The organism is Sphingomonas sp. CROZ-RG-20F-R02-07 (assembly GCF_022662335.1).
GTDB lineage: Bacteria > Pseudomonadota > Alphaproteobacteria > Sphingomonadales > Sphingomonadaceae > Sphingomonas.
The window spans coordinates 1-23,503 of the sequence record NZ_JAKNQJ010000022.1 but is presented as its reverse complement, the minus strand read 5'-3'; the positions used below and the strand labels follow the sequence as shown (position 1 = coordinate 23,503).

Below are 23,503 nucleotides of genomic sequence, written 5' to 3'. Positions count from 1 at the left end.
ACTACCGTCATATTCTGGCTATGACCAATGAGTCCTGAGCCTAAGGCTCGATCCCAAATCGCTTGCGCTCTGCAGCAAGAAGTGGATCCATCACGGCCGCCGCAGCGAGGTCTGCCTTCGCGGCCGATAGCTGCCCAGTTCGCATGCGGATTACGCCGCGCAGGAACAGGCTGCTCGCCATTTCCGGCTGTTGGTCGAGCACCGCGGTCAGATCCGCGAGCGCGTCGTCGTAGCGTTTGAGCCGGAAGTAGATCAGCGCGCGGCTGTCGAGTGCGGCGACGCTCGTCTCGGCGAGTTCGATCGAGCGGGTACAGTCCTTGAGTGCAGTGTCGAGGCCGGTATCGAGCAGCCCCTTGATCCAGCACCGGCTATTGAGCAGGCCCGCGTTGCCCGGCCGCGTTCGGATCGTCTCGTCGAGGAGCGCCACAGCGCCGTCGTGGTCGCCGACGCGCGCAAGCAGATCAGCCTTTGCGGCGATGACGTCGATCTTATTTTCGCCACCCGCATCGATCCGTTCCTGCAAAAGTGCCAGACCGGCGTCGCGCTGACCATGGTCGACATCCCATTGCGCGAGCAGGCCCAGTGCGTCGAGCGAGCCGGGATCGATCGCGCGCGCCGCCCGAATGTCGGCGAAACGGCCAGCATCGTCGTGGACGACGTTGTGGACATAGGCGCGCTGGAGGTACAGCGCCACGCTCGGTTCGAGCGCGATTGCGCGATCAAGGTCAGCGAGAGCACCTTTCCAATCATAGATGCCGATAAGGAAATTGGCTCGATTTCCATAAGGCCGCGCTTCTTTGGAGTTGCCGGCGATATCGGCGGCATAAGCGGCGAGCAGCGGCTTAAATCGACCGTCACGCTTCCCGGCTTCGGCTATCTCCCAACGCGGCGGCAGGTCGGCAGGAGCGACCACCTCGAATAGCCGCTTTTTGGCGAGCGCAACCCGCGCTCGCTCCGCTGGCACGTCGGCGGCGGCGACCTCGGCGCCTGTGCTTGCCATCCGTTCCTCAGCAAGGACGGTACCGGCATCGAGCGCTGCGGTACGAGTTATCAGGCTGCCAGCCAGCGTCGTCGTCAGCTTAGTGTCACCGTCGAGCGCAAACCCTGTTACGCCGCCGGGTAGGTAAAGACGGGTGGTGATCGCGACTGCGTCGGGTGCGGCGGTGGCGACCGGAATTGCCGCCCAAGCTGTCCGCGCCCGGTCGGGTTCGAAGCTCAATCCCGATACCGCGTGGTCCAGCGCCATCCGCCAGCGGTCGTCACGCCTGCGCCAGAAGCCGCTGCCGATCGCGGTTGCGTCGACCGTAGCTACTGCCGCGACGGGATCATAGGCGAGGGTATAGCCGCTCATGGCCACCTCGCGGCCGAGCACGGCTTGAAGGAGGCCCTGCACTGCCGTGTCCTTCTGCTCCTTGGTACCCTGCGTCTTGGCGATGCCGACGCCCTCGGCGTTGGGGCCGCGCATTGTCACCGTCGCGTGGATCAGGGTCGGCAGCCGCAGACCAGCGCGTTGGTCGAAATCCAGTGCGACCGCTACGGTCGGCTGCGCGGGCGCGCGTGCCGGCACCGCCAGCAGCGCCGCTCCGCCTGGGCGCAACGGCAGGACCCAATGCAAGGGCGCCACGTCTCGGATCCCGGCATACCGCGAGCCGGTGGTCGTTCCCTCAAGCCACAGCGACTCAGTACCTACCGTCGCATGCACCAGCACATGATCGAATGCCCCCGCGCTTGGGAGCCGCCCGGGCAGGAAATCGCCCATCGTCGAATGCGCCAGCACCGGCTCCGCCTCGATCCCCAACTGACGCAGAACCGCCAGCAGCAGCAGCGTCTTGGCCTTGCAGTCGCCGTAACGTAGCGCCCAGGTCTGCGCCGGTGACTGAGGCACGAGATTGCCGTTCTCGATACCGTTGTAGAGGTAGTGCACCTTCTCCTGGACGAGCTGGAGCGCGGCAGCGGCCCGCTGCAGCGGAGCCTTTTGCGCCGCGGCGATGGTCGCGACCTCTGCAGCGAGCGGGCTGCCCGGCGCGATCGTTCCCTCAGTAGCGTAGAGCGGCGCCACCGTCGCCGAGACGCTTCTCCAATCGGCGAAGCTCGAGGCTTCGATCAGCGGCAGCTTACGGAAGCGTAGCGGCGCATCGGCGGGGAGGTCGGCGGGCTTCGGCAGCGGCCCGGCAAGCAGCACCTCATGTTCGCCCGCCACCGTGGTTTCGATCGGCTTACCGCCCTCAGCATAGCTGCGCCAAACCACGCCGCCGCTGGCAGGCCAGACGATTCGTGCGCGCTCGAAGCCGGGATTACTCTCGCCGACTGGCAGCATTGCCGCAGCATGCATCCCGCCCTTCAGGGCGGGCTCCTTGTCCGTGACGGAGGCGGTGACCCGGAGCACATCGCCGACTTGAAGGCCTTCGACCGCCATGGTGGCGGTAAGCTGGCCGTCGATTGCAAGCTTGTCGAGTTGCTCCTCGCGACGGATCACCTCGAACCGCTTGCCCTGCGCGAGAAGGTCGATGTGCTGGCTGCCCCGGATAATCTCGACGCGATGGACGATCAGATCGCCATGTGCGGGCTGCCACGGCAGGCGGATGGTGCCGGCCTGTGCAACAACCTCCGGGCTGGCCAGTCGGGTCGCGAGGTCGGTGTACGCCCAGGACATGCCGTCTGCGAGCCGCGCTTGCTGATCATAGGTGAGCAATAACGGCGAGTCCGGCTTCAGTGTTGCTCCATCGATCGCCGGCGCGGGCTTCACCCAGACAGGCACAGGCTGGTACACCGGCTTGTCGGATGCGTCGGCCTGCGATGCCATACCCGCGAGCAGGCTTACGACGATCCACCTATGCACGTATCTTCTCCCCCATTTGGGGCAGCTTACCGAAGGTTTCGAGAGAAGCAACAAACCGCCTTAGCCAGCTGTTCAACCCGCCTGTCCTGAGCCTGCCTATGACCCGGCTCGCGTCGTCAGGCAGTCGCGACAGTCTTCCCCAGCGTCTGGCCCCCATTGCACTCTGCTAAACCAGGGAGCGCCACCCGAGCAGACAACCCGCCCCTCGTCTGTGACAAGGATGACCCAATCCCGGACAGTAACGGGCACTTTACCGCTTCCAAAAACCGGACGCTGGTTCATGCTAGCCTAGGATTAGATTCGAGCGCGAGCGCACAGGCCAAGTCAGGCCAACTTCGCGCAGAGGAATCAGCTGTTTCGCACTGACACGCTCCCGCCCTTCATCACCATGCGAACGTGGCGCACCGCCCTAATGTCATTGGTAGGATCGCCCGCCACCGCAACGAGGTCGGCAAACAGGCCGGGCCGCACCGCGCCGAGCTTGTCGGACAGGTGCAACCACCGCGCATTGCCCCAAGTCGCGCCAATTAGCACGTCGGCGGGCGTCATCCCGGCGGCGACCATCAGTTCCATCTCGCGCGCATTCTGGCCATGCGCGAAGACGCCGACGTCGCCGCCCATGCAGATTGGCACACCCGTCTTCATCGCCATCCGAAAGCTCGCGCGGTTCGTCTGGACCGCAGGGGGTGCGGGCTCGCTTCCGTTCCAGCCACGGTAGCGCGAGGTCGCATCGGACGCTGCCAGCGTCGAGCACAACGCGATCCGCTTCGCCGCCATCGCCGCGAAAATCTCGGGCGTACCGCCATAGCCGTGCTCGATCGTGTCGACCCCGGCGGCGATCGCGCGGCGCATCCCTTCGGCGGTCGCGGCGTGGACCGCGACAGGGCGGCCAGCATCGTGTGCGGCGGCGACGGCGGCCTTTATCTCCTCCACGCTCAGCGTCGCGCGGCAGTCCTCGCCGGGGCGCCATCGATAATCGGCGTACAGCTTCACCCAATCCGCGCCGCCAGCGATCTGGCGGCGCACCGCGGCGACGATCTGGTCGACCCCCGAGACCTCCTCGGCGCCTTGAGGAATCGCGACGCCGGGTTCGAAGCCCTTCGGGCCGTAGGCGCCGAGCGCGACGATCGCACGGGTGGCGACCGACAGCCGTGGTCCGGGCACGATCCCCTGATCGATCGCCGCCTTCAGTCCGACATCAGCAAACCCCGCGCCCTCGGTGCCGAGGTCGCGTTCGCTGGTGAACCCGGCAAGCAGCGTCGCCTTCGCGTTGGCGACGGCACGCGCGGTCCTCAGCGCGAGCGGCTCGTGCAGCACCTGATCGTCCCAGCTCGTCTCGTTATAGGGATGCAGGAACAGATGCCCGTGCGCCTCGATCATGCCGGGCATCACCGTCGTGCCCGGCAGGTCGATCGGCATGGTGCCGGCGGGCGTCGGGAGATCGGGGCCAACCGCGACGATCCGGTCCCCGGTAACGAGCACCTGCCAGCCTGGATGCACCTTGCCGTCGACACCGTCGAACACGCCTGCGGGCTTGAGCAGCAGCGAGGCCGGTTCCGCCGCCGGCACCGGGTCGACCAGCCCCGGCATCAGCGCCGCCATCATCATCAGCCAGCGCATAGTCATTCTCCTTTTCCGGCTCTACGCTTGAGCCATGAATAGAGTCCTGCGACACGCGCGCAATCCGTTGATCCTGTCGGCGCTGCTGACGACGGGGCTGGCGCCCGCGCGGGCCGTGCCCGACGCCGATATGACGCGGTGGCAGACCGAGGCGTCGCGGGTTACGATCACCCGTGACACGTGGGGCATTCCGCACGTCCACGGCCGTACGGACGCGGACGCGGTGTTCGGGCTGATGTACGCTCAGGGCGAGGACGATTTTGCGCGTGTCGAAGCGAACTATCTCACTGCGCTCGGCCGGACTGCGGAAGCCGAGGGCGAAGATGCAATCTGGAGCGATCTGCGCCAGCGCCTGTTCGTCGATCCCGATCAACTGAAAGCGCAATATGCGGCGAGCCCGCCTTGGCTGCAAACGCTGATGCAAGCCTGGGCGGACGGGCTGAACTATTATCTCGTGACCCATCCGGGGACGCGGCCGAAGGTGCTGACGCGGTTCGAACCGTGGATGGCGCTGAGCTTTACCGAAGGCAGCATCGGCGGCGATATCGAACGAATTTCGCTCAGCGATCTCAAGACCTTCTACGGCACCCCTACACCGCCGACGCCGGAGGAGATCGGCATGGTGCCGCGCGAGCCTTCGGGCTCGAACGGCATCGTCGTCGCGCCAAAGCTGACCGCGAACGGCCGCGCCTTGCTGCTCATCAACCCGCACACCAGCTTCTACTTCCGCTCCGAAGCGCAGATGAGCAGCGACGCTGGGCTGAACGCCTATGGCGCGAGCACTTGGGGGCAGTTCTTCGTCTATCAGGGGTTCAACGCGCAGGCGGGATGGATGCACACCTCCTCGACGGTCGATAACGTCGACGAGTTTGCCGAAGCGATCGCGGGCTCTGACCGCAGTTATTCCTATCGGTATGGCACCGAGCGACGACTGGTCATTAGCCGGACGGTGACAGTGCGGTTTCGCAGGTCCGATAGCACGATGGGCCAGCGTGCGTTCACGACCTATCGCACGCACCACGGACCGATCGTGGCGGCCAAGTCGGGCCGGTGGATCGCTACCGCGTTGATGTGGAAACCCGTCCCCGCGCTCGAGCAAAGCTACCTGCGCACCAAGGCGACCGATCTCGCGAGCTATCTCCAGATCGCCGAACGGAAAGCCAATTCCTCAAACGACACGCTGTTTGCCGACAGCAAGGGCGAGATCGCGTTTTTGATGCCGCAGTTCATCCCGGTGCGGAATGGCCGCTTTGACTATACGCGGCCGGTGGACGGCAGCGACCCGGCCACCGACTGGCATGGGCTCCACACGCTCGCAAGCCTGCCGAGCGTGCTCGATCCGCGCGTCGGCTGGGCCCACAACACCAACGACTGGCCGTGGAGCGCGGCCGGGCCGGACAGCCCCAAGGCTGTGGCTTATCCGAAATATATGGATCAGGTCGGTGGCAATGCGCGCGGGGTGCACGCCGATCTGCTGCTCACCGGCAAAACCGGCTGGACACCGGAGACGCTGCGTCAGGCGGCGTTCGATTCTTATCTGCCCGCGTTCGCGCGATTGCTGCCCGGGCTTGTCCAAGCATGGAGCGACCTTCCGCAAGGTGATCCACGGAGGCGAACGTTAGCGGAGCCGATCGCTATCCTGAGGGGCTGGGATCATCGTTGGTCAAATGACTCGGTTGCGACCAGCCTGGCGGTGTTCTGGGGCGACCAGCTGTGGCGCGAGGTCGGCAGCTTCGCGCAGGCCGAGCGGCTGAACGTACCCGATTATATCGTCACCCGCGTCAGTGCCCAAGCCAAGCTCGCCGCGCTGACCGCGGCGGTCGACCGGTTGACGCGCGATTTCGGCGACTGGCGGACGCCGTGGCAGACAATCAATCGCTTCCAGCGGCTCGACGATGCGATCGGGCCGCATTTTGATGATGCCAAGGCGTCGTCGCCCGTATCCTTCACCTCGGCACAATGGGGCAGCCTTGCCTCGTTCGGCGCCAAGCGCTGGCCGGGCACGAAACGCTATTACGGCAACAGCGGCAACAGCTTCGTCGCGGTCGTCGAGTTCGGACCGCGCGTGAAGGCGATGGCAGTAATGGCCGGCGGCCAGAGCGGTGATCCCGCCTCGCCACACTTCACCGATCAGATCACACATTATGTCGATGGCAGCCTGCGCCCCATCTTTTTCTACCCCGACGAGCTTACCGGCCATGTGGAGCGCAGATATCACCCTGGCAGCTGAGGCTCCACCATTTCTATCCTTTTGCAAAAGTGCAAATTAGGCATCAAGGAGTAGTATGCCTTGACGGCTAGCACACGAACGTTCGCCGGTATGCCGCTCAGCTGGCGGTTTGATCCAGAAGGCGACGCTCGCACCTGCGCTACCGCTTCTCGGTAACTGCCGCTCGTTCATCCTTGGTGTGTGATCGTCGGGCGCGTCTCGGAAGGTGGCGTGCTGCGCAGGCCCAGGCCTCTATCGCACGGCGAGGGGCAACGTCGGCCTTGCCGCAGACCTTCGCAGCGCCATATGCTGCGGCGCAGCAAAGCGCTCTTTTCCTCGGGAAGATGCGCGGCAGGAGGCGAGACGTGCGCAATGATTTCTTCGACGCGATCGCCAAAGGTCCTGGCGGAACGGTGAGAGCATACCGGCTCGTCGATCTCACTGGGTTCGGCTCAAACCCCGGTGCTCTGCGTGCTCGCGTTCACGTGCCAGCGCGACTGACAGATCGTCCAGCGCTCGTGGTCGTATTGCACGGCTGCACACAGACCGCAGCTGGCTATGACCACGGCTCGGGTTGGTCGCAGCTCGCTGACCGGCATGGCTTCGTGCTTCTCTACCCCGAGCAGGAACGCTCCAACAACGCTAACCTCTGCTTCAACTGGTTTGAGCCCGGCGACACCGCGCGCGGCGCTGGCGAGGCGCTGTCAATCCACCAGATGATTGAGGCGGTCTCGGTCGCGCACGCTATCGATTGCGACCGCATTTTCGTCACCGGCTTGTCGGCGGGCGGCGCCATGGCGTCGGTAATGCTCGCGACGTACCCGGAGACGTTCGCGGGCGGCGCGATCATCGCCGGCCTGCCCTACGGTTGCGCGTCGAATGTACAGCAAGCATTCGGCGCGATGCGCTCTCGCGGGCAGGCCCGACCCGATGCGTTGGCCGCGCTTATTCAGCACGCCTCCGGTCATGACGGGCCCTGGCCCAAGGTTTCGGTGTGGCACGGCAGTGGCGATTCCACGGTCAATCCGAACAACGCTGACGCGATCGTCGAGCAATGGCTGCCCATCCACGGCGTCGTTGGGAGTCCCCCAATGACCGACATTGTCGACGGTTATCCCCATCGCGCTTGGCGCGCTGCCAGCGGACAGATCGTGGTAGAAGCATACAGTATCACTGGGATGGGGCACGGCATACCGCTCGACGCGAACGCCGTGCACCCGGTCGGTGCCGCGGGGCCATACATGCTCAGCATGGGGATCTCGTCGTCGAAGCGGATCGCGGAGTTCTGGGGCCTCACCTCAGACACCATCCCGCAGCCGGAAGCGGCCAAACGAAAGCGGGACGCCAGCTCAACGGTTTCAGGAACGAGCGTTGCTTCCCGCGTACCGCAGGCGCGGCGGCTCTACCCCGAGCCCAAGCCCGCGCCCGTCATTGACGTACGCCGGATCATCGAAGATGCGTTGCGAGCCGGTGGGCTCCTGAAGTAGCACGGGCTGTCAGAAGCGGCAGCAGGTTATGACCTTTGGCCTGGCAGGTTTGCGGTAATCGCGCACTAAAAAGGATGCTAGTTGCTGCGCTCGCCCTTCCACCAGAAAGGCCGGTGTCGAGCGCGATAGCGGGAAAATCAGGTCGTTCCGCATCGACCGCGAAGACCCACATCCAGACGCTCACACCACCCGAGTGGTTCGCCAACTCCGGCCATCCGTTCAGCAAGGAAAGACGCTGAGCTGAGCTCCTGCCATATTCGCGTATGTGCTCGCCCGCCCGCCCGAATGGGCGAAGCCGAACCCCGCTGCTGCTCGAGTCCGAATTGATCGCTGCGGGACCGAACAGCTGCTTTGCTCGTTCGCAGTGCGCTATCGCGCCCTGTCCCAACAACTGAGGGCTGGAACTCCGACCTGATTTGCCTGATGATCGCCGCAGGCGTCAGGGCGAGCGCTTTCACAGGGGATAGGGCATGGCACGCACGGCGAGCAAGCGGGGCAAGGACGAGACCAAGGCCGCGGAGAAGAAGGTGAAGGCGACCGACAAGCCTGTCGGCGGCGCGCGAGGGGGCATCACCGCGCCCGTCACGTCGTCGCCCGGGCTGGCCGAGATCGTCGGCAAGGATGACCTGCCTCGCAGCGAGGTCGTCAAGAAGGTGTGGGAGTACATCAAGAAGCATGACCTTCAGGATGAGAAGGACAAGCGCAACATTAACGCCGATGCCAAGCTGGAGAAGATCTTCGGCAAGAAGCAGGCGAGCATGTTCGAGATGAACAAGCATCTGAGCGCACACCTGAGCGCTGTGAAGGCCTGATCGGGTGAATCTGCGGTCGGGCATCAACCGCCTTGTTGCCCTAACCTTGGCGGCACTCGTGCCCGCCGCACCGACGACTGCTCAGAGCGCCGGCCCCGTGCGGCACGAGCTGGTGATCCACCATTTCCGCACGGAAAGCGGCGCGGTGCTGCCCGAGGCGCGGGTGGTCTATGGCACCTACGGCATGCTCGACGCCGCCGGCGACAACGCCGTGCTGCTTCCCTCGCACTACATGGCCGACCTGACCGGCTACGGCTTCCTGATTGGGCCGGGCAAGGCCCTGGACCCGAGCAAGCTGTTCCTGATCACGACGGAGATGTTCGGCAACGGCCGGTCGTCCTCACCATCCAACACGCCCGAGCCGCTGAATGGGCCGCGCTTCCCCGCCATCACCATTCGAGACGACGTGGCGGCGAGCCGCGCTGTGCTCGACGCGCTGCACGTCCGACACCTCAAGGCGGTGATCGGCTTCTCAATGGGGGCAGAACAGGCATTTCAGTGGGCGGTCAGCTACCCCAGCTTCATGGACCGAGTGGTCGCGACTTCGGGCACGGCACGCGCCTGGGGCCATGGCATCGTGCGGCTGGAGGGGCAGATCGCCGCACTGACTACCGACCCGGCATTCAAGGCAGGCGACTATGGCAATGCTGAGCCGGAGCGCGGCATTCAGGCCTTCTCGCTCGTGTGGGCGGGCTGGCTCTACTCGCAGGAATGGTGGCGGCGCGAGCTATGGCGCGGCGATACGCCGGCCCTTACCAGCCTGCCCCAAGCTATCGACCGCTACCGGCATGTTTTCGACGGCAACGACGCCAACGATCTGATCCTGCAGGCGCGCACCTGGGAAGCGCACGACGTCGGCCGTACGCCGGAGTTTGGCGGCGATACTATCGCGGCGCTGCGCTCGATCCGAGTGCCCGTGCTCTACATGCCATCGGCAACCGACCTGTACTTCCCCCTGGAGGACGCTCGCTACGAGTGCGGGTTCATTCGAACCTGTCTGCTGTACCCGATCCCGTCGCTCTGGGGACATCCGGCCGGCGCAGGCGCAACGCCGGCAGACGCCGCGTTCATCAACAACCAGGTCGCTCGCTACATGGCAGGCGCACTGGACCAGCCGAATGCCACCACGCTGCCCCGTCAAGCCAACTGACGCTCGGTAACAGCCGCAGATGAGGCGTGTAGGACCCAGAAGGCGACATTCAGAGCTGCTTATTGCTTTCTTGAAAGCAGACATTTGTTCAGCCGTCCCGATGCACGATCCGAGGCGGCGGTTGCATGACAGCTTAGATGGTCGCCTCGCCGGTTAGGTACGGATCCACGGGCACCTCGCTGGGAATCGACACGCGCGGGACCGACCTCAACGAGGCGGCGGCCAGCCATTCGGTGCCGCCTTCCCTTCGACGCGTCGACCCGTCGCCACGGGTCGCGACGCGTCCATAGATCGGGCGCTCACGGTCCGATGGGGAGCCGCCGAACATGGCGGCGATGTTGCCGTAGGTCGACGGATCGCGGCCATCGATGCTCAGCCTGTCGCTGAGGTAGCAAGCGGTCGCCCAGGCCGCCTCGGGGCTGGGCGTCATCGCGATAAGGCGCTTGCCCCAGTACATCCGCAAGTTGTTATGCATCCAGCCGTCGATCAGGAACTGGCGCTGGCAGGCGTTCCAAGTCTCGTCGCGTGTCTCGCCGTGGATCAGCGCCGCCAGCGTCTCCTGTTCGGTCCTGGCATCGCCGGTATGGGCCGCGAGCGTCTCCGACGCCCAGCTGGCGATGCGGTCGTAGCGCTCCGGCGCGGCGAGCGCGTGCGCCTGGAAATGGAACCACTCGCGCCAGCCGAGCAGCTCGTCGGCGAACTTGCGCTTGTGCTGTCCACCCGCTCGAGCACCCTGAAGCGCGGCCATTATCTCTCGAGGACCAAGGACGCCGAAGTGCAGATAGGGCGAGAGGCCGCTGGCACCATCCGGGCGGGTGGCATCGTTGCGCGCCGACGCATAGCCCGGCAGCACCTCCGCGACCAATCTTGCAAGCCGTGCCTCCGCTGCAACGCGGCCTGCCGGGTGCATCGAGCTGGCCGGAAGCGAATGGTCGATGTCGAGGTTGGCGATAAGAGCAACAAGGTCAGCGTTTTCGGACCGATCCGGCGTGAACGGCAATGCACCGGCATAGGGCTTTACGTCCGCGACCTCCTCGTCCCAGGTGGACCAATGGGCGCGCTCCGGCTCATGACACCGCAAGAAAGCGGTTCGTCCTCGCACGTTGATGCCGATCAGCGCGGGTGGCACCAGGCAGGCGGCGTTGACGGTGAAGACGGGCACATCGACCCGTGTGGCTACGCGCTCGGACTGCCACCGTGCGACGAAAGTGGGCTGGTCCTCCAGTATGACCACCGCGGCCTCGGCCGCCAGCCGGTAAACCAAGCCCTTCTCACGCTGCCCCTCGCGATCGACGTGCCGGACGAACGCCAGACCACGCCTGCGGCATCCGTCGGCGAGATCGACGCTCGCACCTAGGATGAAGTGGTGCAGGCGGTCGGAGGCATAGGGGTAATCTTCGCGGACGCCGTGATAGACGAGCACGGGCAACCGCAGCACATTGCCGAGACGGACGGCCGCGTCGATGACTGGATTGTCGTACGCGCGCAGCGCCTGCTGAAGCCAACACAGCACGTAACGCCCGGCGCCGACCGACGGCCGGTCATTCAACGCGCGCACGCGCGGCGCTTGCTGCCAGTCGGACAAGCCGGCGGGCAGATCTGCGGACACCATCATAAGCTCAGGTTGCGCCTGCGCATCTCGGCCGACGCGATCTGGCTCAAGATCGTCGTGGCGTCACTGGAGAAAATATCGGCCATATCGAGCAGATCGTCATCTCAAAGCGCGGTGATCGACGCCGCCACCTCCGCAAACAATCTGCTGATGCGATCCGCGTCGGCGGCGAGGGCGGTCGGGCCCGATGGTACCGCAACCGCTGGATCCGCTCGACCGATGTCGCGGCGGCCAGGCACGTGCCGGCGGCTCCAGGGCCAAGGCACATCTTCGACACCGTCAACACCAGCGTGCTGGATCATGCTGGCAGTGGCTGGGCGCTGGTGGAGGCCGGCAGCACGCCAGTCCGTTTCGACGAGCATCTGGAGCAGCAGCGCTACGACGATTTCGGAGGCACCCTGCCCGGCTCGTTCACAGCCCATCCGCGACGGGATCCCGCGACCGGCGAATTGCACGCGCTTTGCTATGAGGCGACCGATCCCAAGCGCATTCGCTACAATGTCGTCGATGTCGCCGGTCGGGTGCGACGATCGGTGACGATCCCGGTGTCGCACGGTCCGCTAATCCACGATTGCGCGATCACTGAGCGCTACGTCGTAGTCATGGACCTGCCGCTCACCCTGTCGATGCGGACGGTGCTGGCGGGGCACGGCTTTCCCTATCGCTGGAACGAGAAGCACCCGGCCCGGATCGGGCTGCTGCCGCGCGATGGCGAGGCGGCGGATATCCGGTGGTTTCCGCTTGATCCCTGCTTCGTGTTCCACACCGCCAACGCCCATGATCTGCCGGGCGGACGCGTGGCGCTCGATGTGGTCGCGTACGACCGCATGTTTGCTGGCGACAACCTGGCACCAGATGAGCAGCCGCGCGGCCTTGAGCGCTGGACGATCGACCCTTCGACCGGATCGGTCGACCAGCGTGCGATCGACCCCGCGCCGCAGGAACTGCCAACAATAGACGAGCGTCGCACCGGACGCCCCTACCGCTATGTCTATGCGCTCGGCCTGCCCGAACAGATGACGGAAACGCTGGTTGGCGAAGCGCCGCTCATCAAGCACGACCTAGATGGTGGCACGCGGCGGTTACACGAATTCGGGACGGGGCGCATCGCGGGCGAGTTCGTGTTCGTGCCGAGCTCGCTAAGCGCAGATGAGGATGATGGCTGGCTCATCGGGCTCGTGATCGACGCCGGGGGGCACACCACCGCGCTGGAGATACTGGATGCCCGGAACTTCGAGGCACCACCGGTGGCATCCGTCCGCATACCGCATCGCGTGCCGCCCGGCATCCATGGCGCATGGCTGAGGTAACCTGATCCACGCTACAGCCGCGCATTCTTCCGGCCTGACACTCGCCCCTCAATCGGTCACTCGGCGCGATCTACCCGCCTCCGAGAAGGGGACGCTCGTCCATGATGCTCGTCCTGGCAGTTACACCGACCACCGGTCAGTTGCCGCGCAGCGCATCCACGATGTCATGCCAAAGAACACCGCTCCGGCCGGCAACGTCGCTGCCGCTAATCTGACTTTGTGCGACAGATAGAGCAGCGTTACCGAACATGTCGGTCAGCGACTCCGCCATGGCCAGAATGCGGCGACGGCGGTCGAACGCGCATCCGAGTTCGTCGTTCGACGGCGCTTCCGATGGCGGCAGACAGATTTTTAGTCCTAGGCCCATGACTAAGATACGCGCGCGGAAACGCGATCGATGCATCAACCGTGGTGATGCCTTCACGAGACCGACCGAAGATAAGAGCGCACCCATCGCCTTCGGTGTCTTCGATGGCTTGGCGAAGTCGGCGGCATTCGCCTACCCGCGCCCCGTCGTCGCAGGTCCCTCAACTCGGGCAAAGGCCGAATGGCCGCTATAAAGCTGCAAGGCCCCAAACCCAGCCATTCGCGCGCTCTTTTCGGCTCGCCGACTTCGGTCATTCATTCATGTCGGCGGCAATTACAGTGCCGCGTTATGTTGCCATGCCAGTCGCTCCGCCGGCTTTGCCGAAAACAATGATCAATCAAGATTAGGAATTCATTCTCCAACCCAAGAAAGCCTGTTGTGAGAAGTGCATCGTGCTCAGAAAGACTAGCTGGTATAACTCTCAGGCCCGAGCCGACCAACTGATCGCAGCAATGCTGCTTGCGAAAACAGCACATCACTGCGGCTGCGTGCAAGCGCAAGCTGTGCGGCGCGAAGGCTCTCGTCAGCGATCAGGATGTCCAATGTCGTCCGGAGCGAAAAGGCATATTCGGCACGAACCCCTTTCAACGCCAGTTCAGCGGCTTCGGCCCGGCGAGCATTGGCTTGGACTCGAGATTGTGCCGCCGCCAGGCTAGCCCATGCGGTTTCTGCGAGTCGGATCGCCTCGCGTTCGGCAGCGTCGATGCCGAATCGATCCGCACGATAGACCGCCTCCGCCTGACGGACGCGGGAGGACACAAGCCCGCCGGTGAGCAACGGCACGCGCAGCGTGGCACCGGCGATGGCGGCATTCGCATAGCCGGGTCGCCCCTGCCCCACCGCCACGCCATAGGTGCCTCCTAGTGCGATATAAGGATTACGCTCGGCGCGCTGCTGATCGATGCGCGCACCGTCGGCGCTGGCCGCCAACCGCTGTTGCCTGACGATCGGGCTGTATTCGACGGCTTGCCTACGCGCCGCTTCGATCGTCGCGGGGAGGGTTGCCGGTGCAGCCGGTGTCGCATCGAGATCGCTCGCGACATGGCCCACCGTCGCGCGATAGGTCGCGGCGATCGAAGCAGCCGCGCCTTCGGCGTCGGCCAGCGCGGAAACGGCGGATTCCCGTTGCGCTTCGATCTGGGCAACGTCGGTACGGGTCGCCTGCCCGAGCTGGAAGCGGGAGCGGGCCTCCGCCACCTGATTGTCCAGCAACGCAATGTCGGCGCGGGCGACCGCGACCGCCTGCTGCGCGTAGAGAAGGTCGGCATAAGCTCCGACGACCGTCTCCAGCACCGCCGCCTCCGTGTCCCGCACGCCTTCAGCGCCGGCCGCGACATCGCGGGACGCCGCCCGCACGGCAGACGCCACGCGCCCGCCGGTCCAGACCGGCAGGCTGGCGGTCACGCTGCCGCTTCCACCCTTGCCGTAATCGAACCGACTGTAGCCGCCCGCACCGTCCGCCTCGGCGATCGGTCGGCCTGCGGCGCGCGCCTGCTCCGGTGTCTCGGCAAGCGCGTCCTGCCTCGCCCGCGCCGCCGCGAGCTGGGGATTGGTGGCATAGGCTGCGGCCACCGCATCGTGCAGCGTTTCCCCCGACGCCGTGCCGGAGAGGCACAGCGCTGCGACCGCAACGACCGCTCGCCTAGTCATGACGCAGCGCCCAGGCGGGCGCAGCGCCGCTCGCGCGGAGCGACTGGCCAAGGACGGTCAGTACGGCGATAACGATCGCGAGCAGGCTCGCCCCGACGAAAAAGAGTGGCGAGAGCGCGATGCGATCATCGAACCCGGCCAACCATTCCCGCATGGCTATAAAGGCGAGCGGCCACGCGACGAGATTGGCGATCAAAACGGGCCGCAGGAACTGTCCGACGAGCAGCTTCACGATATCGGTCGAGGACGCGCCGAGCGTCTTGCGGATGCCGATCTCCCGCACCCGCCGCGACGTGTTGAACGAGGCGAGCCCCCAGAGCCCCACGCACCCAATGAGGACAGCGAGCCCGGCGCCGATGCCGAACATGCGAGTGGCGCGATCGTCGTCCTGGTAAAAGGCGTTCAGCGCGTGGAGGCCGGTATCGCCCATGAACGGCACCTGGGGCGCCATCCGCTGCCATAGCGTCCGGACTGCGGCGATCACCGACTTGGCGTCGCCGTGGAAGCGCAGCGTCACCGTCGGATAGGCCACGATGTCGCCATAGTACATGTAATAGGTCGGATCGTCCGGAAGCCGCGGAGAGAAGAAGCGAAGCTGGTCGATCACGCCGATGATGGTGCGTTTCGTTCCCCCGCCCACCGTCTTGCCGATCGCATCCTGCGGCGAGGCGAAGCCGAGCTTGGCGACGGCGAGACGATTGATGACGATATTGCGCACCTCGCCCTTCTTACGTCCCGTCGAGTTGTCACCCGGGTGAGCGTCGTCGAACACGCGACCGGCGATCAGCCGGGCACCATAGGTGTCAAAGAAGTCACGGCCGACTTCGATCGAGCGAAGCGACGGCCCCGGCTTGGGGCGTCCCGGCACGTCCACATTGTCGAAGTTGTTGTTCCCGATGTTGCCCACGGCGGTGTTCGCCGTCGTCACCGCCTCGACGCCGGGCAGCCGCTTGAGTGCGGCCAGCAGCGCCAGCTGGCGTCCCTTATCCAAGCTGTCGTCCCCCAAGGCCGGTATGACCAGCAGACCATCGCGCCGGAATCCCAGATCGGTGCTGCGGACGTGCCGCGTCTGCGCGACCAGCACCGACGTTCCGATGATGAAGGCTATAGCGAGCGCGAACTGGAATACGACCAACGCCTCGCGCGTCCGGGTGCCGGTGCGGCCCCCGCCAGGGGTGCGGGCCGAAGCGAGTACGGCAGCGGCAGGAAATCGCGCCAGCAGCACAGCGGGATAGAGGCCCGCCATTATACCGACGATCAGAACCAGCGCGGCCAGTGCGGGGACGACGATGGTATAAGGTACGGCTAGGCTAAGCCCGCCCGCGGCGTTCACCATCGGCAGGCCGGTTTCAGCCAGGATCAGTCCGACCAGTGCCGCCAGCGCGACCGTCAAAACAGCTTCGCCCAGAAACTGCCGGATCAGCGTACCTTGATCGGCGCCCAGCACCTTGCGCATGGCAACCTCGCGCGCACGCAGGCCGGCGCGGGCGGTTGCGAGATTTATATAGTTCACGATGGCGATCAGCAGCGTCAGCACGCCGACCATGCCGAGCGTGACGATGGTCATCTTCTTGGCGGCACTGGCCTGCCCTTGCGGCTGGAGATGGGCGTCGGCCCAAGGCAGCAACGGCAATCCCATCTTATCCACGACGTCGCGGCCCATGTCATGGGTGCCCCGCCGCGCGATGAAGGCAGGCATTTGCCGTTGAAAGGCGCGGGCCGCCTCCGGCGTATTGAATCGCAGAAACGTGTACAGCGACGTTGATCCCCAATGATACCACCAGTCGCTGAGATCGCGTCCCTGCCGCGCGAGAATCGAGAACTTCATGTCGGTGTTGTGCGGCAAATCCTCGAAAACGCCGGTGACGTGATACGATGCCGGTTTCTCGAACGCGAGCGTCATGGTCTGGCCAATAGGATTGCCTTCGCCAAAATAGCGCTTCGCTGCCGAGCGACTGACGACGATCGCCAGCGGATCGGAGAGTGCCGTCGTCTTGTCGCCGATTACCATCGGCAGATCGAACACCTTGAAGAAGTCGGCATCGACGCGCGCTATATCATCTTGCTTCGCCGCACCGTTGCGGATCACCGTGCCGCCACCTTCGCCGCCGTTAATCCGCGTGCCGACTAGGGCGGGGAAGTCCTGCTTCATCTGCTCCAGCAGGCCACCCATGGTATTCTGGTAGATGCCACTGAACGGGCTATCGATGCCCTTGGAATCGGATTCCACGAGGTAGATGCCGTCGTGATGCGGCAACCATCGCTCGAAGCTCGTCTCGAAACGGACGTACAGGCCGAGCACCAGAAACACGGCGATTCCCAGCGCCAGCCCGCCGATGTTGAGCGCGGCATAAAGCTTGTGGCGGGTGAGCGAGCGGTAGAGCGAAAGGAGGGCGAAGCGATTCATCGGTCCGGTTCCTTCAGATCGCGCGCATGGCGGAGGCGACGATGCGGCCGTCGAGCATGTCGATACGCCGCTTGGCCATGTCGGCATGGCTGGGCGAGTGCGTGACCATGATGATCGTCGCGCCCTCGTCGTTGAGCCCGGCCAGGATGTTCATCACCTGCTCGCCGTTCGCGGTATCGAGATTGCCGGTCGGCTCGTCGGCGAGGATCAGCTTCGGATTTCCGACGATCGCGCGGGCGATGGCGGCGCGCTGCTGCTGCCCGCCCGAGAGCTGGTGCGGGTAGTGGCGCGCGCGGTGGGCGATGCTCACCTTGTCCATCGCCGCGGCGACGCGCGCGCGGCGCCCACCGCTGCTAGCGCCTGCATCCTTGCGATAGGCGAGGCCGAGCGCGACATTCTCCTCGATCGTCAGTTCGTCGATCAGGTTGAAGCTCTGGAATACGAAGCCGAGCGTCGCGCCGCGGAACGCGGCCAGCGCCTTCTCGTCGAGCACAGCGAGGTCGCGCTCGGCGAACAGGTAGCGTCCGCCGGTCGGGCGATCGACCGTGCCGAGCGTGTTGAGCAGCGTGGACTTGCCGCAGCCTGATGGCCCCATAATCGCGACGAATTCGCCGGCTTCGACATGAAGGTCGATATCGTGGAGCGCGGTGGTCTCCACCTCGTCGGAAACGTAGCGGCGCTGGATGTTCTCGAGACGGATCATGCGACGTGCCCTTTCGGCCTTAGCGGATGTTGAGGAGGTCGCCCTTCACGGACGCGGTGCTGCTAGTGACGATGCGGTCGCCGGGCCGGATACCGGACAGGATCTCGACCTGCTCGGGATTGCGCCGCGCGGTGCGGATCGATCGGCGCCGGGCGTGGCGACCGTCCGTGTCGAGCACGAACGCGTACGATCCGCCGCCCGTGTCGAGCCAACCACCGGTGGGCGCGACAAGGGCGAGCGCGGTGCTGCCAAGCGTGATGCGGATGTCGAGCGTCTGCCCGCGGTTCAGCCCGGCCGGGGCCGCGCCGTCGAACGTCAGCTCGACGCGGAAGCGGCCATCCTTGACGCTCGGCAGAACCTTGGAGACGGTGAGGCGGACGGCATCGGCGCTCGCCTTCTGCCCGACATGCACGCGGCCGAGATAATATTCGTCGACATCTGCTTCGAGCTTCCACGATCCCTCGCTGTCGACCTGACCCGAGGGGTCGCCCGGCTTGAGCGTCTGACCGGGCTGGATCGTGAAGTTCGTCAGCCGCCCCGCCACCGGCGCGCGGACGACCAGCGCGTCCAGCCCGGCACGTACTGCGCCGAGGTTGCTTGTCAGCCGTCCGCGCGTGTCGTCCAGCCGCCGGCTCTGCGTGGCGGTGATGCCCGCCTCCGCCGCGCTCCCGGATCGGAGCTGGGCGAGCCTCTTCGCCTGATAGTCGGCTTCGGCCGCATAGCTCTTGATGCCCTCGTCTGACACGAAACCCTGATCGTGGAGCTGCTGGCGGATCGAGAGGTCGCGGCGTGCCTTGATAAGATCATAATTCGCCTGCGCGACCTGTCCGGCGCGGTCGAGCCGGTTGCGCTCGATGCCGAGGTTTTCGCCCGCGACCTGGCCGAGCTGGCTGGCGATCTGCGCCTCCTGCGTCAGCACCTGGAGCTTGAGCGAAGGGTTGGCGAGCGTGGCGAGCGGCTGCCCGTCCGCCACCATCGTCCCGTCCTGCACCAGCAGCTTCTCGACCTGGCCGCCCGACAGCACGCCGACCAGCGTCGTGACGCGGGGCGCGACGGTCGCGCGCACCGGGAGATAGTCGGCGAACGGCGCGCGCTGGACTATGCCAGTTTCGATGTCGGCCGCGGCGATGTCGGTCGATCCGCTCGCAGGGATGAACCACCAGACCAGGAGAGTGACGAGCACCAGACCCAAGACGATCAGCGTGCCGCGGTGCCGCCACCAGGGCGCGGTGCGCCGTTCAACCGGACGATCCATTCCGGACCCCGGGGTAGCGGTTGCTTGTGTCGGCTGTTCGGTCATCATGGGACCAGTGTCACCGATATTGGCCGGAAAGCCTAAGCTACTATGGATAAACGATATTCTGTCATACCGAACAATCGTGACCGTTCATTTGTGGACGCACCGTCCGGAATTGGACGGCTGGAGGACGGGTCAAGCGACACGGCGATTCTGCTGATCGACGACAATCCGGCGATCGCACGCGCGATCGACATCGCGCTTCGCATCGCCGGCTATCGGCTGGACACCGCGAGCGGACCGGAAGAGGCATGGTCGCGGCTCGCACGGCGGCATTACGTCGCGATCCTCCTCGACATGAATTTCACTGCCGGGGCTGCCGATGGCGAGGACGGGCTGGCGTGCCTGCGGCGGATCGTCGCCGACGATCCGCAGGCCTGCGTAATCGTCATTACCGCGCACAGCGGCATCCGCATCGCGGTCGCCGCCATGCAGGCCGGCGCGCGCGACTTCGTGATGAAGCCGTGGCGCAACGCCGATCTGGTCGCCAAACTGGAAGCTGCGATGGCGCGGAGGCCCGCGATTGCGTCCGCCCCCGCACGGGACGGATCGGCGAAGGCGCTGGCCGTGCTGATCGGCGAGAGCCGGGCGATGCAAGAGCTTCGTGCGCTGATCCGCCGCATCGGACCGACCGCAGCCGACGTCACCGTGACCGGCCCGGCCGGCAGCGGGCGCACGCTGGTCGCGCAGGCGATCCATGCGGCATCGCCCGACGCGACGCGTCCTGCGTCCCGCATCGACCTGCGCCGTGACGATTACCTCGACCGCGTGCAGGAGGCGACCGGCACCATCATTCTGCGCCATGCCGACCGGCTCGACCGGATCGCGCAGGAAGCGTTGCTCGACCATCTGCCGCGAGCGGTCCGCTGCATCGCCGTCGCCGACACCATCCAACCGCTCGCCCCGGCGTTGCAGCGTCGTATCGCGACCGTCGAGGTGGCGGTGCCGCCGCTCGCCGCACGCGGTGACGATACGGTGTTGCTCGCCCGCCATTTCGCCCGCGTCGCGGCCGAGCGTTTCGGTAAGCCTGGAGTAACGTTGACGCAGGCCGCCGAAACGATCGTGCGGACCGTCCAATGGGGCGATGAGGTACGGGGCCTCGCCCTCGCCATGGAACGGGCGGTGATCCTCGCCGACGATGGGGTTCTCGACGCGGCGCTGCTCGCTCCTCCCACCGTCGTCGAACCAGCCATCGCGGCCGGCGAGGCTAGCTTCGACCTGACCGATGCCGAGAAGGCGATGATCGAGGCGGCCTTGCGCGAGCATCGCCACAACGTCACCCATGCCGCGACCGCGCTGGGCTTGAGCCGTGGCGCGCTGTACCGGCGCATGGCACGCTATGGCCTATAGACGCGGGTGGCGCGCCGTCGCGTGCGCGATCGGCCTCGTCGGCTGCGGCATCGCTGCCGGCGCCGCATGGCGTGGCGGCTTATGGGGAACATTGACCGGCGCAGTGCTGGTCGCGGTCTGGCTCGCCACGCTGACCTGGTGGCTGGTGGTTCAGCACGGCCTTGCGCCGACGCTCACGAGCGAAGCGCCACGGAATGCGGCGGCCGATCGCCTGGTGCTGGATGCTGCTCCGACCCCGATGGTGTTGATCGAGGGAGTGAACGTGCGGGCGCTGAATCGCGCTGCACGGCGCCTTTTCGCGGCGGACGATCGGGTAGTACCGGCGCCGGGCGCGCTTATCCGATCCGAAGATCAGTATCTGCGTTATGAGGGGCGACACTATCGGATCGACCGGGTGACGCTGGGCGGGGCGGCAACCGAACGCTCGGTCGCTGCGCTGATCGACATCGAGCAGGAGGAGCGAGTCGCCGAGGCACGGGCAACGGCAGAGATGATCCATGTCCTGGGTCACGAACTGCTGAACGGCCTCGCTCCGATCGTGTCGCTGGCCGAAAGCGGGGAAGCGGCGCTCGACCGGCCAGACCTCGATCCGGCATTGCTGCGTGAGATCATGGCCACGCTCGCGCGTCGCGCCGAGGGATTACAGCGGTTCACCGAAGGCTATCGCGGCCTCGCGCGGCTTCCCGTGCCACGGCGGACCCCAACGTCCTTGTCCGGCATGGCCGACGACCTGGCTCGCCTGTTCAACGGGCGATGGCCGCAAATTGCGCTGACCGTCCAAGCCGCGGACGGTCCGGACTGGCCGCTCGACCACGATCAGTTTCATCAGGCGCTATGGGCGATCCTTCAGAACGCCGCCGAAGCAGCGACTGCGCGTCGCGACCAGGCTGCTTGCGTCATGCTGACAATCCGTTTCGGAGAGGACGAGATGATCGCGGAGGTGCAGGACAGCGGCGCCGGCGTAGAGCCCGAACAGGCCACTCGCATCTTCCGTCCGTTCCACACTACGAAAGCGGAGGGCACCGGGATCGGATTGAGCCTTGCCCGCCAGATCGCTCTTGCACATGGAGGCGCGCTTGACTTGTTGCCCCTACCGCCAACCACCTTCCGCCTAACCATTCCGCTTCACTCGGCCTGACCTTTCCCCCCCAGCGTTCAGCCCCGAGACGCCGCGCTGCTGATGGACCTGGCAGTCGTCTGCAGACCCCGCCTTCCCGAAGTCGTATCCGGTCACTGTTTCCTTAAACTCGCCGGTAAAGACGGATGAAGGAAATGGCGCGATCTTTCCAGCGGCAGATCATGCGAACGCGACAGGCACCGTCAGTGACCAAGGCGATCGGCCGTCCAGTGGCCGTGGATGACCCAAAACCAGACACTCAGTGGTTGCTCGGCGCGTCCCACAATGTGCCATTCGTTCATCGAGTAAGAACGGTAATTTCAGGCGTCGCTACGTCTGGGTCCGTGATGTGACCCCGACTGCGGTGCGAAGCGACGGGTGGAACTGGGGTGCCAATGAAGCGACATCATCTAGGGCACGCCGGAGATGGTCCGCGAGCATTACGGGGGCTTCCTTCCGCAGGACAAGGCAGCGCTCGCGGCTGAAATCCTCGACCGGGGCTGAGCAGCCTGATCTGACGGTGTCGGCCGAGCGGAACGGCACTATGCTGCGATCATGCTGCCTCCGCGCGACATGAACCTAGAGGAGCGCGATGCGTATCGCAGAGCCTTTTCGCAGACGCTGTCGCTAGCCGACGACCGCGCCTTCCTCACGATGGTCTGGGCAGTTGACGCCTTGCAGAATGGCCGGAGCGAGGAGGCGCTGCGTCATCTCTACGCGGTTCCCGCAGAGGACTTCACCGACCGCAACGCCGTTCGTGGTTGGGAACTGGAGACGCTTGCCAACGAGGTCCTTTCGAACCTGAAGAACCCGCACTACCGGCTCTTCGACACGCAGCGCTGGGAATCCATCGCGAACCTGGTCAATGTGCTGCGGCGTCTCGAGAATGCCGAGTACGGCGCGCGGCGCGGCAATGTCCCGATCCTTCGCGAGATGTACCGCATCGGCAACCGGCAGTTCGAATGGCAGCGCGGCTTCTTCGACATCCCGCAATTCTACCGCCACACCTTCATCTACGGTCAGGGCGACAGCGCTGAATACTTCCGCGCGACCCACGGCATTGACATTGCGGACATGGGCCTGATGGGCTTCGCGCTCCTTGCGGCGTTCTCCGATCAGCCGATCTACGACCGTCGGGGGGATCTGGGCCTGATCGGGATTGCGCCCGACGTGCGCGAGCGTGTCCTCGCCCGGCTCACGGCGCCCGTTGCGGACATGCGGGCGCTCGCCACGCAGGTGCGAGCGAACGGCGCGGACACGGCATACCGCCCAAGCGTGCTCAGGCGATACCCGCTGATCTCCGCCGGGCATGGACGGAGGATGCTTCATGCCCCTCTGCCCCAGCTAATCGCGGCGCGGGTCACGTCGGGTCTCTTCTACGACGTCGTGGACGGAGGTGGCCCGCTTCGCGCTGACTATGGCCACCGCTTCGAGGGTGCTGTCAGTCTAACGCGAACCCGTCTCCACACGATGCACGTCGCGCTTTGACGCATCCGCCTAACTCACGAGGATCTGCCACTCCGCCAGTGCGGCGGAGCGTCGTTCCTTGTAAGCCTGGCGGTCGACGAGATGA

At 65.5% G+C, this 23,503-nt stretch carries 16 protein-coding genes; 8 read left to right on the top strand and 8 right to left on the bottom strand.

All coding sequences use genetic code 11. From position 1 onward, the window contains the following. Positions 1 to 40 precede the first annotated feature (40 nt). Positions 41 to 2,839 carry a DUF3857 domain-containing protein gene (locus tag L8H00_RS17720; protein WP_242098629.1) on the bottom strand — a complete coding sequence of 933 codons (2,799 nt, stop codon included), beginning with the start codon at positions 2,837 to 2,839 and terminating at the stop codon, positions 41 to 43. 348 nt (positions 2,840 to 3,187) lie between these two features. Then, a complete protein-coding gene (locus L8H00_RS17715) occupies positions 3,188 to 4,459 on the bottom strand; it encodes an amidohydrolase family protein (RefSeq protein WP_242098628.1) in 1,272 nt (423 codons plus the stop codon). A gap of 34 nt (positions 4,460 to 4,493) precedes the next feature. On the opposite strand from L8H00_RS17715, the gene L8H00_RS17710 reads away from it, so the two are divergent. The 4 genes from L8H00_RS17710 (at position 4,494) to L8H00_RS17695 (ending at position 10,117) form a co-directional block, all read left to right on the top strand. Beyond that, positions 4,494 to 6,689 carry a penicillin acylase family protein gene (locus L8H00_RS17710; protein WP_242098627.1) on the top strand — a complete coding sequence of 732 codons (2,196 nt, stop codon included), beginning with the start codon at positions 4,494 to 4,496 and terminating at the stop codon, positions 6,687 to 6,689. Positions 6,690 to 7,033: 344 nt separating this feature from the next. Further along, complete coding sequence (locus L8H00_RS17705) at positions 7,034 to 8,155, top strand: PHB depolymerase family esterase (protein ID WP_242098626.1); 1,122 nt, start codon at positions 7,034 to 7,036, stop codon at positions 8,153 to 8,155. A 470-nt stretch (positions 8,156 to 8,625) separates the two neighbouring features. Then, complete coding sequence (locus L8H00_RS17700) at positions 8,626 to 8,967, top strand: SWIB/MDM2 domain-containing protein (protein WP_277924552.1); 342 nt, start codon at positions 8,626 to 8,628, stop codon at positions 8,965 to 8,967. A 4-nt stretch (positions 8,968 to 8,971) separates the two neighbouring features. Next, positions 8,972 to 10,117, top strand: a complete 1,146-nt coding sequence (locus L8H00_RS17695) for an alpha/beta fold hydrolase (RefSeq protein WP_242098625.1) — start codon at positions 8,972 to 8,974, stop codon at positions 10,115 to 10,117. Positions 10,118 to 10,250: 133 nt separating this feature from the next. Here the strand turns inward: L8H00_RS17695 and L8H00_RS17690 are convergent, their stop codons facing one another. Continuing rightward, positions 10,251 to 11,729 (bottom strand): deoxyribodipyrimidine photo-lyase, encoded by a 1,479-nt coding sequence (locus tag L8H00_RS17690; RefSeq protein WP_242098624.1) that lies wholly within the window; start codon positions 11,727 to 11,729, stop codon positions 10,251 to 10,253. Between the two features lie 41 nt (positions 11,730 to 11,770). Here L8H00_RS17690 and L8H00_RS17685 point away from each other — a divergent pair, with 41 nt between their 5' ends. After that, positions 11,771 to 13,039, top strand: coding sequence for a carotenoid oxygenase family protein (locus tag L8H00_RS17685; RefSeq protein WP_277924555.1), 1,269 nt, complete (start codon positions 11,771 to 11,773; stop codon positions 13,037 to 13,039). A 136-nt stretch (positions 13,040 to 13,175) separates the two neighbouring features. Here L8H00_RS17685 and L8H00_RS17680 read toward each other — a convergent pair whose 3' ends face one another. The 5 genes from L8H00_RS17680 to L8H00_RS17660 all read right to left on the bottom strand — a co-directional run bounded on the left by L8H00_RS17680 (position 13,176) and on the right by L8H00_RS17660 (position 19,421). Further along, positions 13,176 to 13,493: a hypothetical protein gene (locus tag L8H00_RS17680; protein ID WP_242098623.1), complete on the bottom strand. Its 318-nt coding sequence runs from the start codon at positions 13,491 to 13,493 to the stop codon at positions 13,176 to 13,178. A 318-nt stretch (positions 13,494 to 13,811) separates the two neighbouring features. Beyond that, positions 13,812 to 15,056 carry a TolC family protein gene (locus L8H00_RS17675; protein WP_242098622.1) on the bottom strand — a complete coding sequence of 415 codons (1,245 nt, stop codon included), beginning with the start codon at positions 15,054 to 15,056 and terminating at the stop codon, positions 13,812 to 13,814. Next, positions 15,049 to 17,463: an ABC transporter permease gene (locus L8H00_RS17670; RefSeq protein WP_242098621.1), complete on the bottom strand. Its 2,415-nt coding sequence runs from the start codon at positions 17,461 to 17,463 to the stop codon at positions 15,049 to 15,051. Before L8H00_RS17670 ends, L8H00_RS17675 begins: the two co-directional genes overlap by 8 nt. Before the next feature lie 13 nt (positions 17,464 to 17,476). After that, positions 17,477 to 18,166: an ABC transporter ATP-binding protein gene (locus tag L8H00_RS17665; protein WP_242098620.1), complete on the bottom strand. Its 690-nt coding sequence runs from the start codon at positions 18,164 to 18,166 to the stop codon at positions 17,477 to 17,479. A 19-nt stretch (positions 18,167 to 18,185) separates the two neighbouring features. Beyond that, positions 18,186 to 19,421, bottom strand: a complete 1,236-nt coding sequence (locus L8H00_RS17660) for an HlyD family efflux transporter periplasmic adaptor subunit (RefSeq protein ID WP_242098619.1) — start codon at positions 19,419 to 19,421, stop codon at positions 18,186 to 18,188. A gap of 138 nt (positions 19,422 to 19,559) precedes the next feature. Between L8H00_RS17660 and L8H00_RS17655 the strand changes: the two genes are divergently transcribed. The 3 genes from L8H00_RS17655 to L8H00_RS17645 all read left to right on the top strand — a co-directional run bounded on the left by L8H00_RS17655 (position 19,560) and on the right by L8H00_RS17645 (position 23,418). Beyond that, the gene (locus tag L8H00_RS17655) at positions 19,560 to 20,813 is read left to right on the top strand and encodes a response regulator (protein ID WP_242098618.1); all 1,254 of its coding nucleotides are present in this window, start codon (positions 19,560 to 19,562) and stop codon (positions 20,811 to 20,813) included. After that, a complete protein-coding gene (locus L8H00_RS17650) occupies positions 20,773 to 21,951 on the top strand; it encodes a HAMP domain-containing sensor histidine kinase (RefSeq protein WP_242098617.1) in 1,179 nt (392 codons plus the stop codon). The genes L8H00_RS17655 and L8H00_RS17650 overlap by 41 nt, the downstream gene beginning before the upstream one ends. A 534-nt stretch (positions 21,952 to 22,485) precedes the next feature. Next, positions 22,486 to 23,418: a hypothetical protein gene (locus L8H00_RS17645; RefSeq protein WP_242098616.1), complete on the top strand. Its 933-nt coding sequence runs from the start codon at positions 22,486 to 22,488 to the stop codon at positions 23,416 to 23,418. The last annotated feature ends 85 nt before the right edge of the window (positions 23,419 to 23,503 follow it).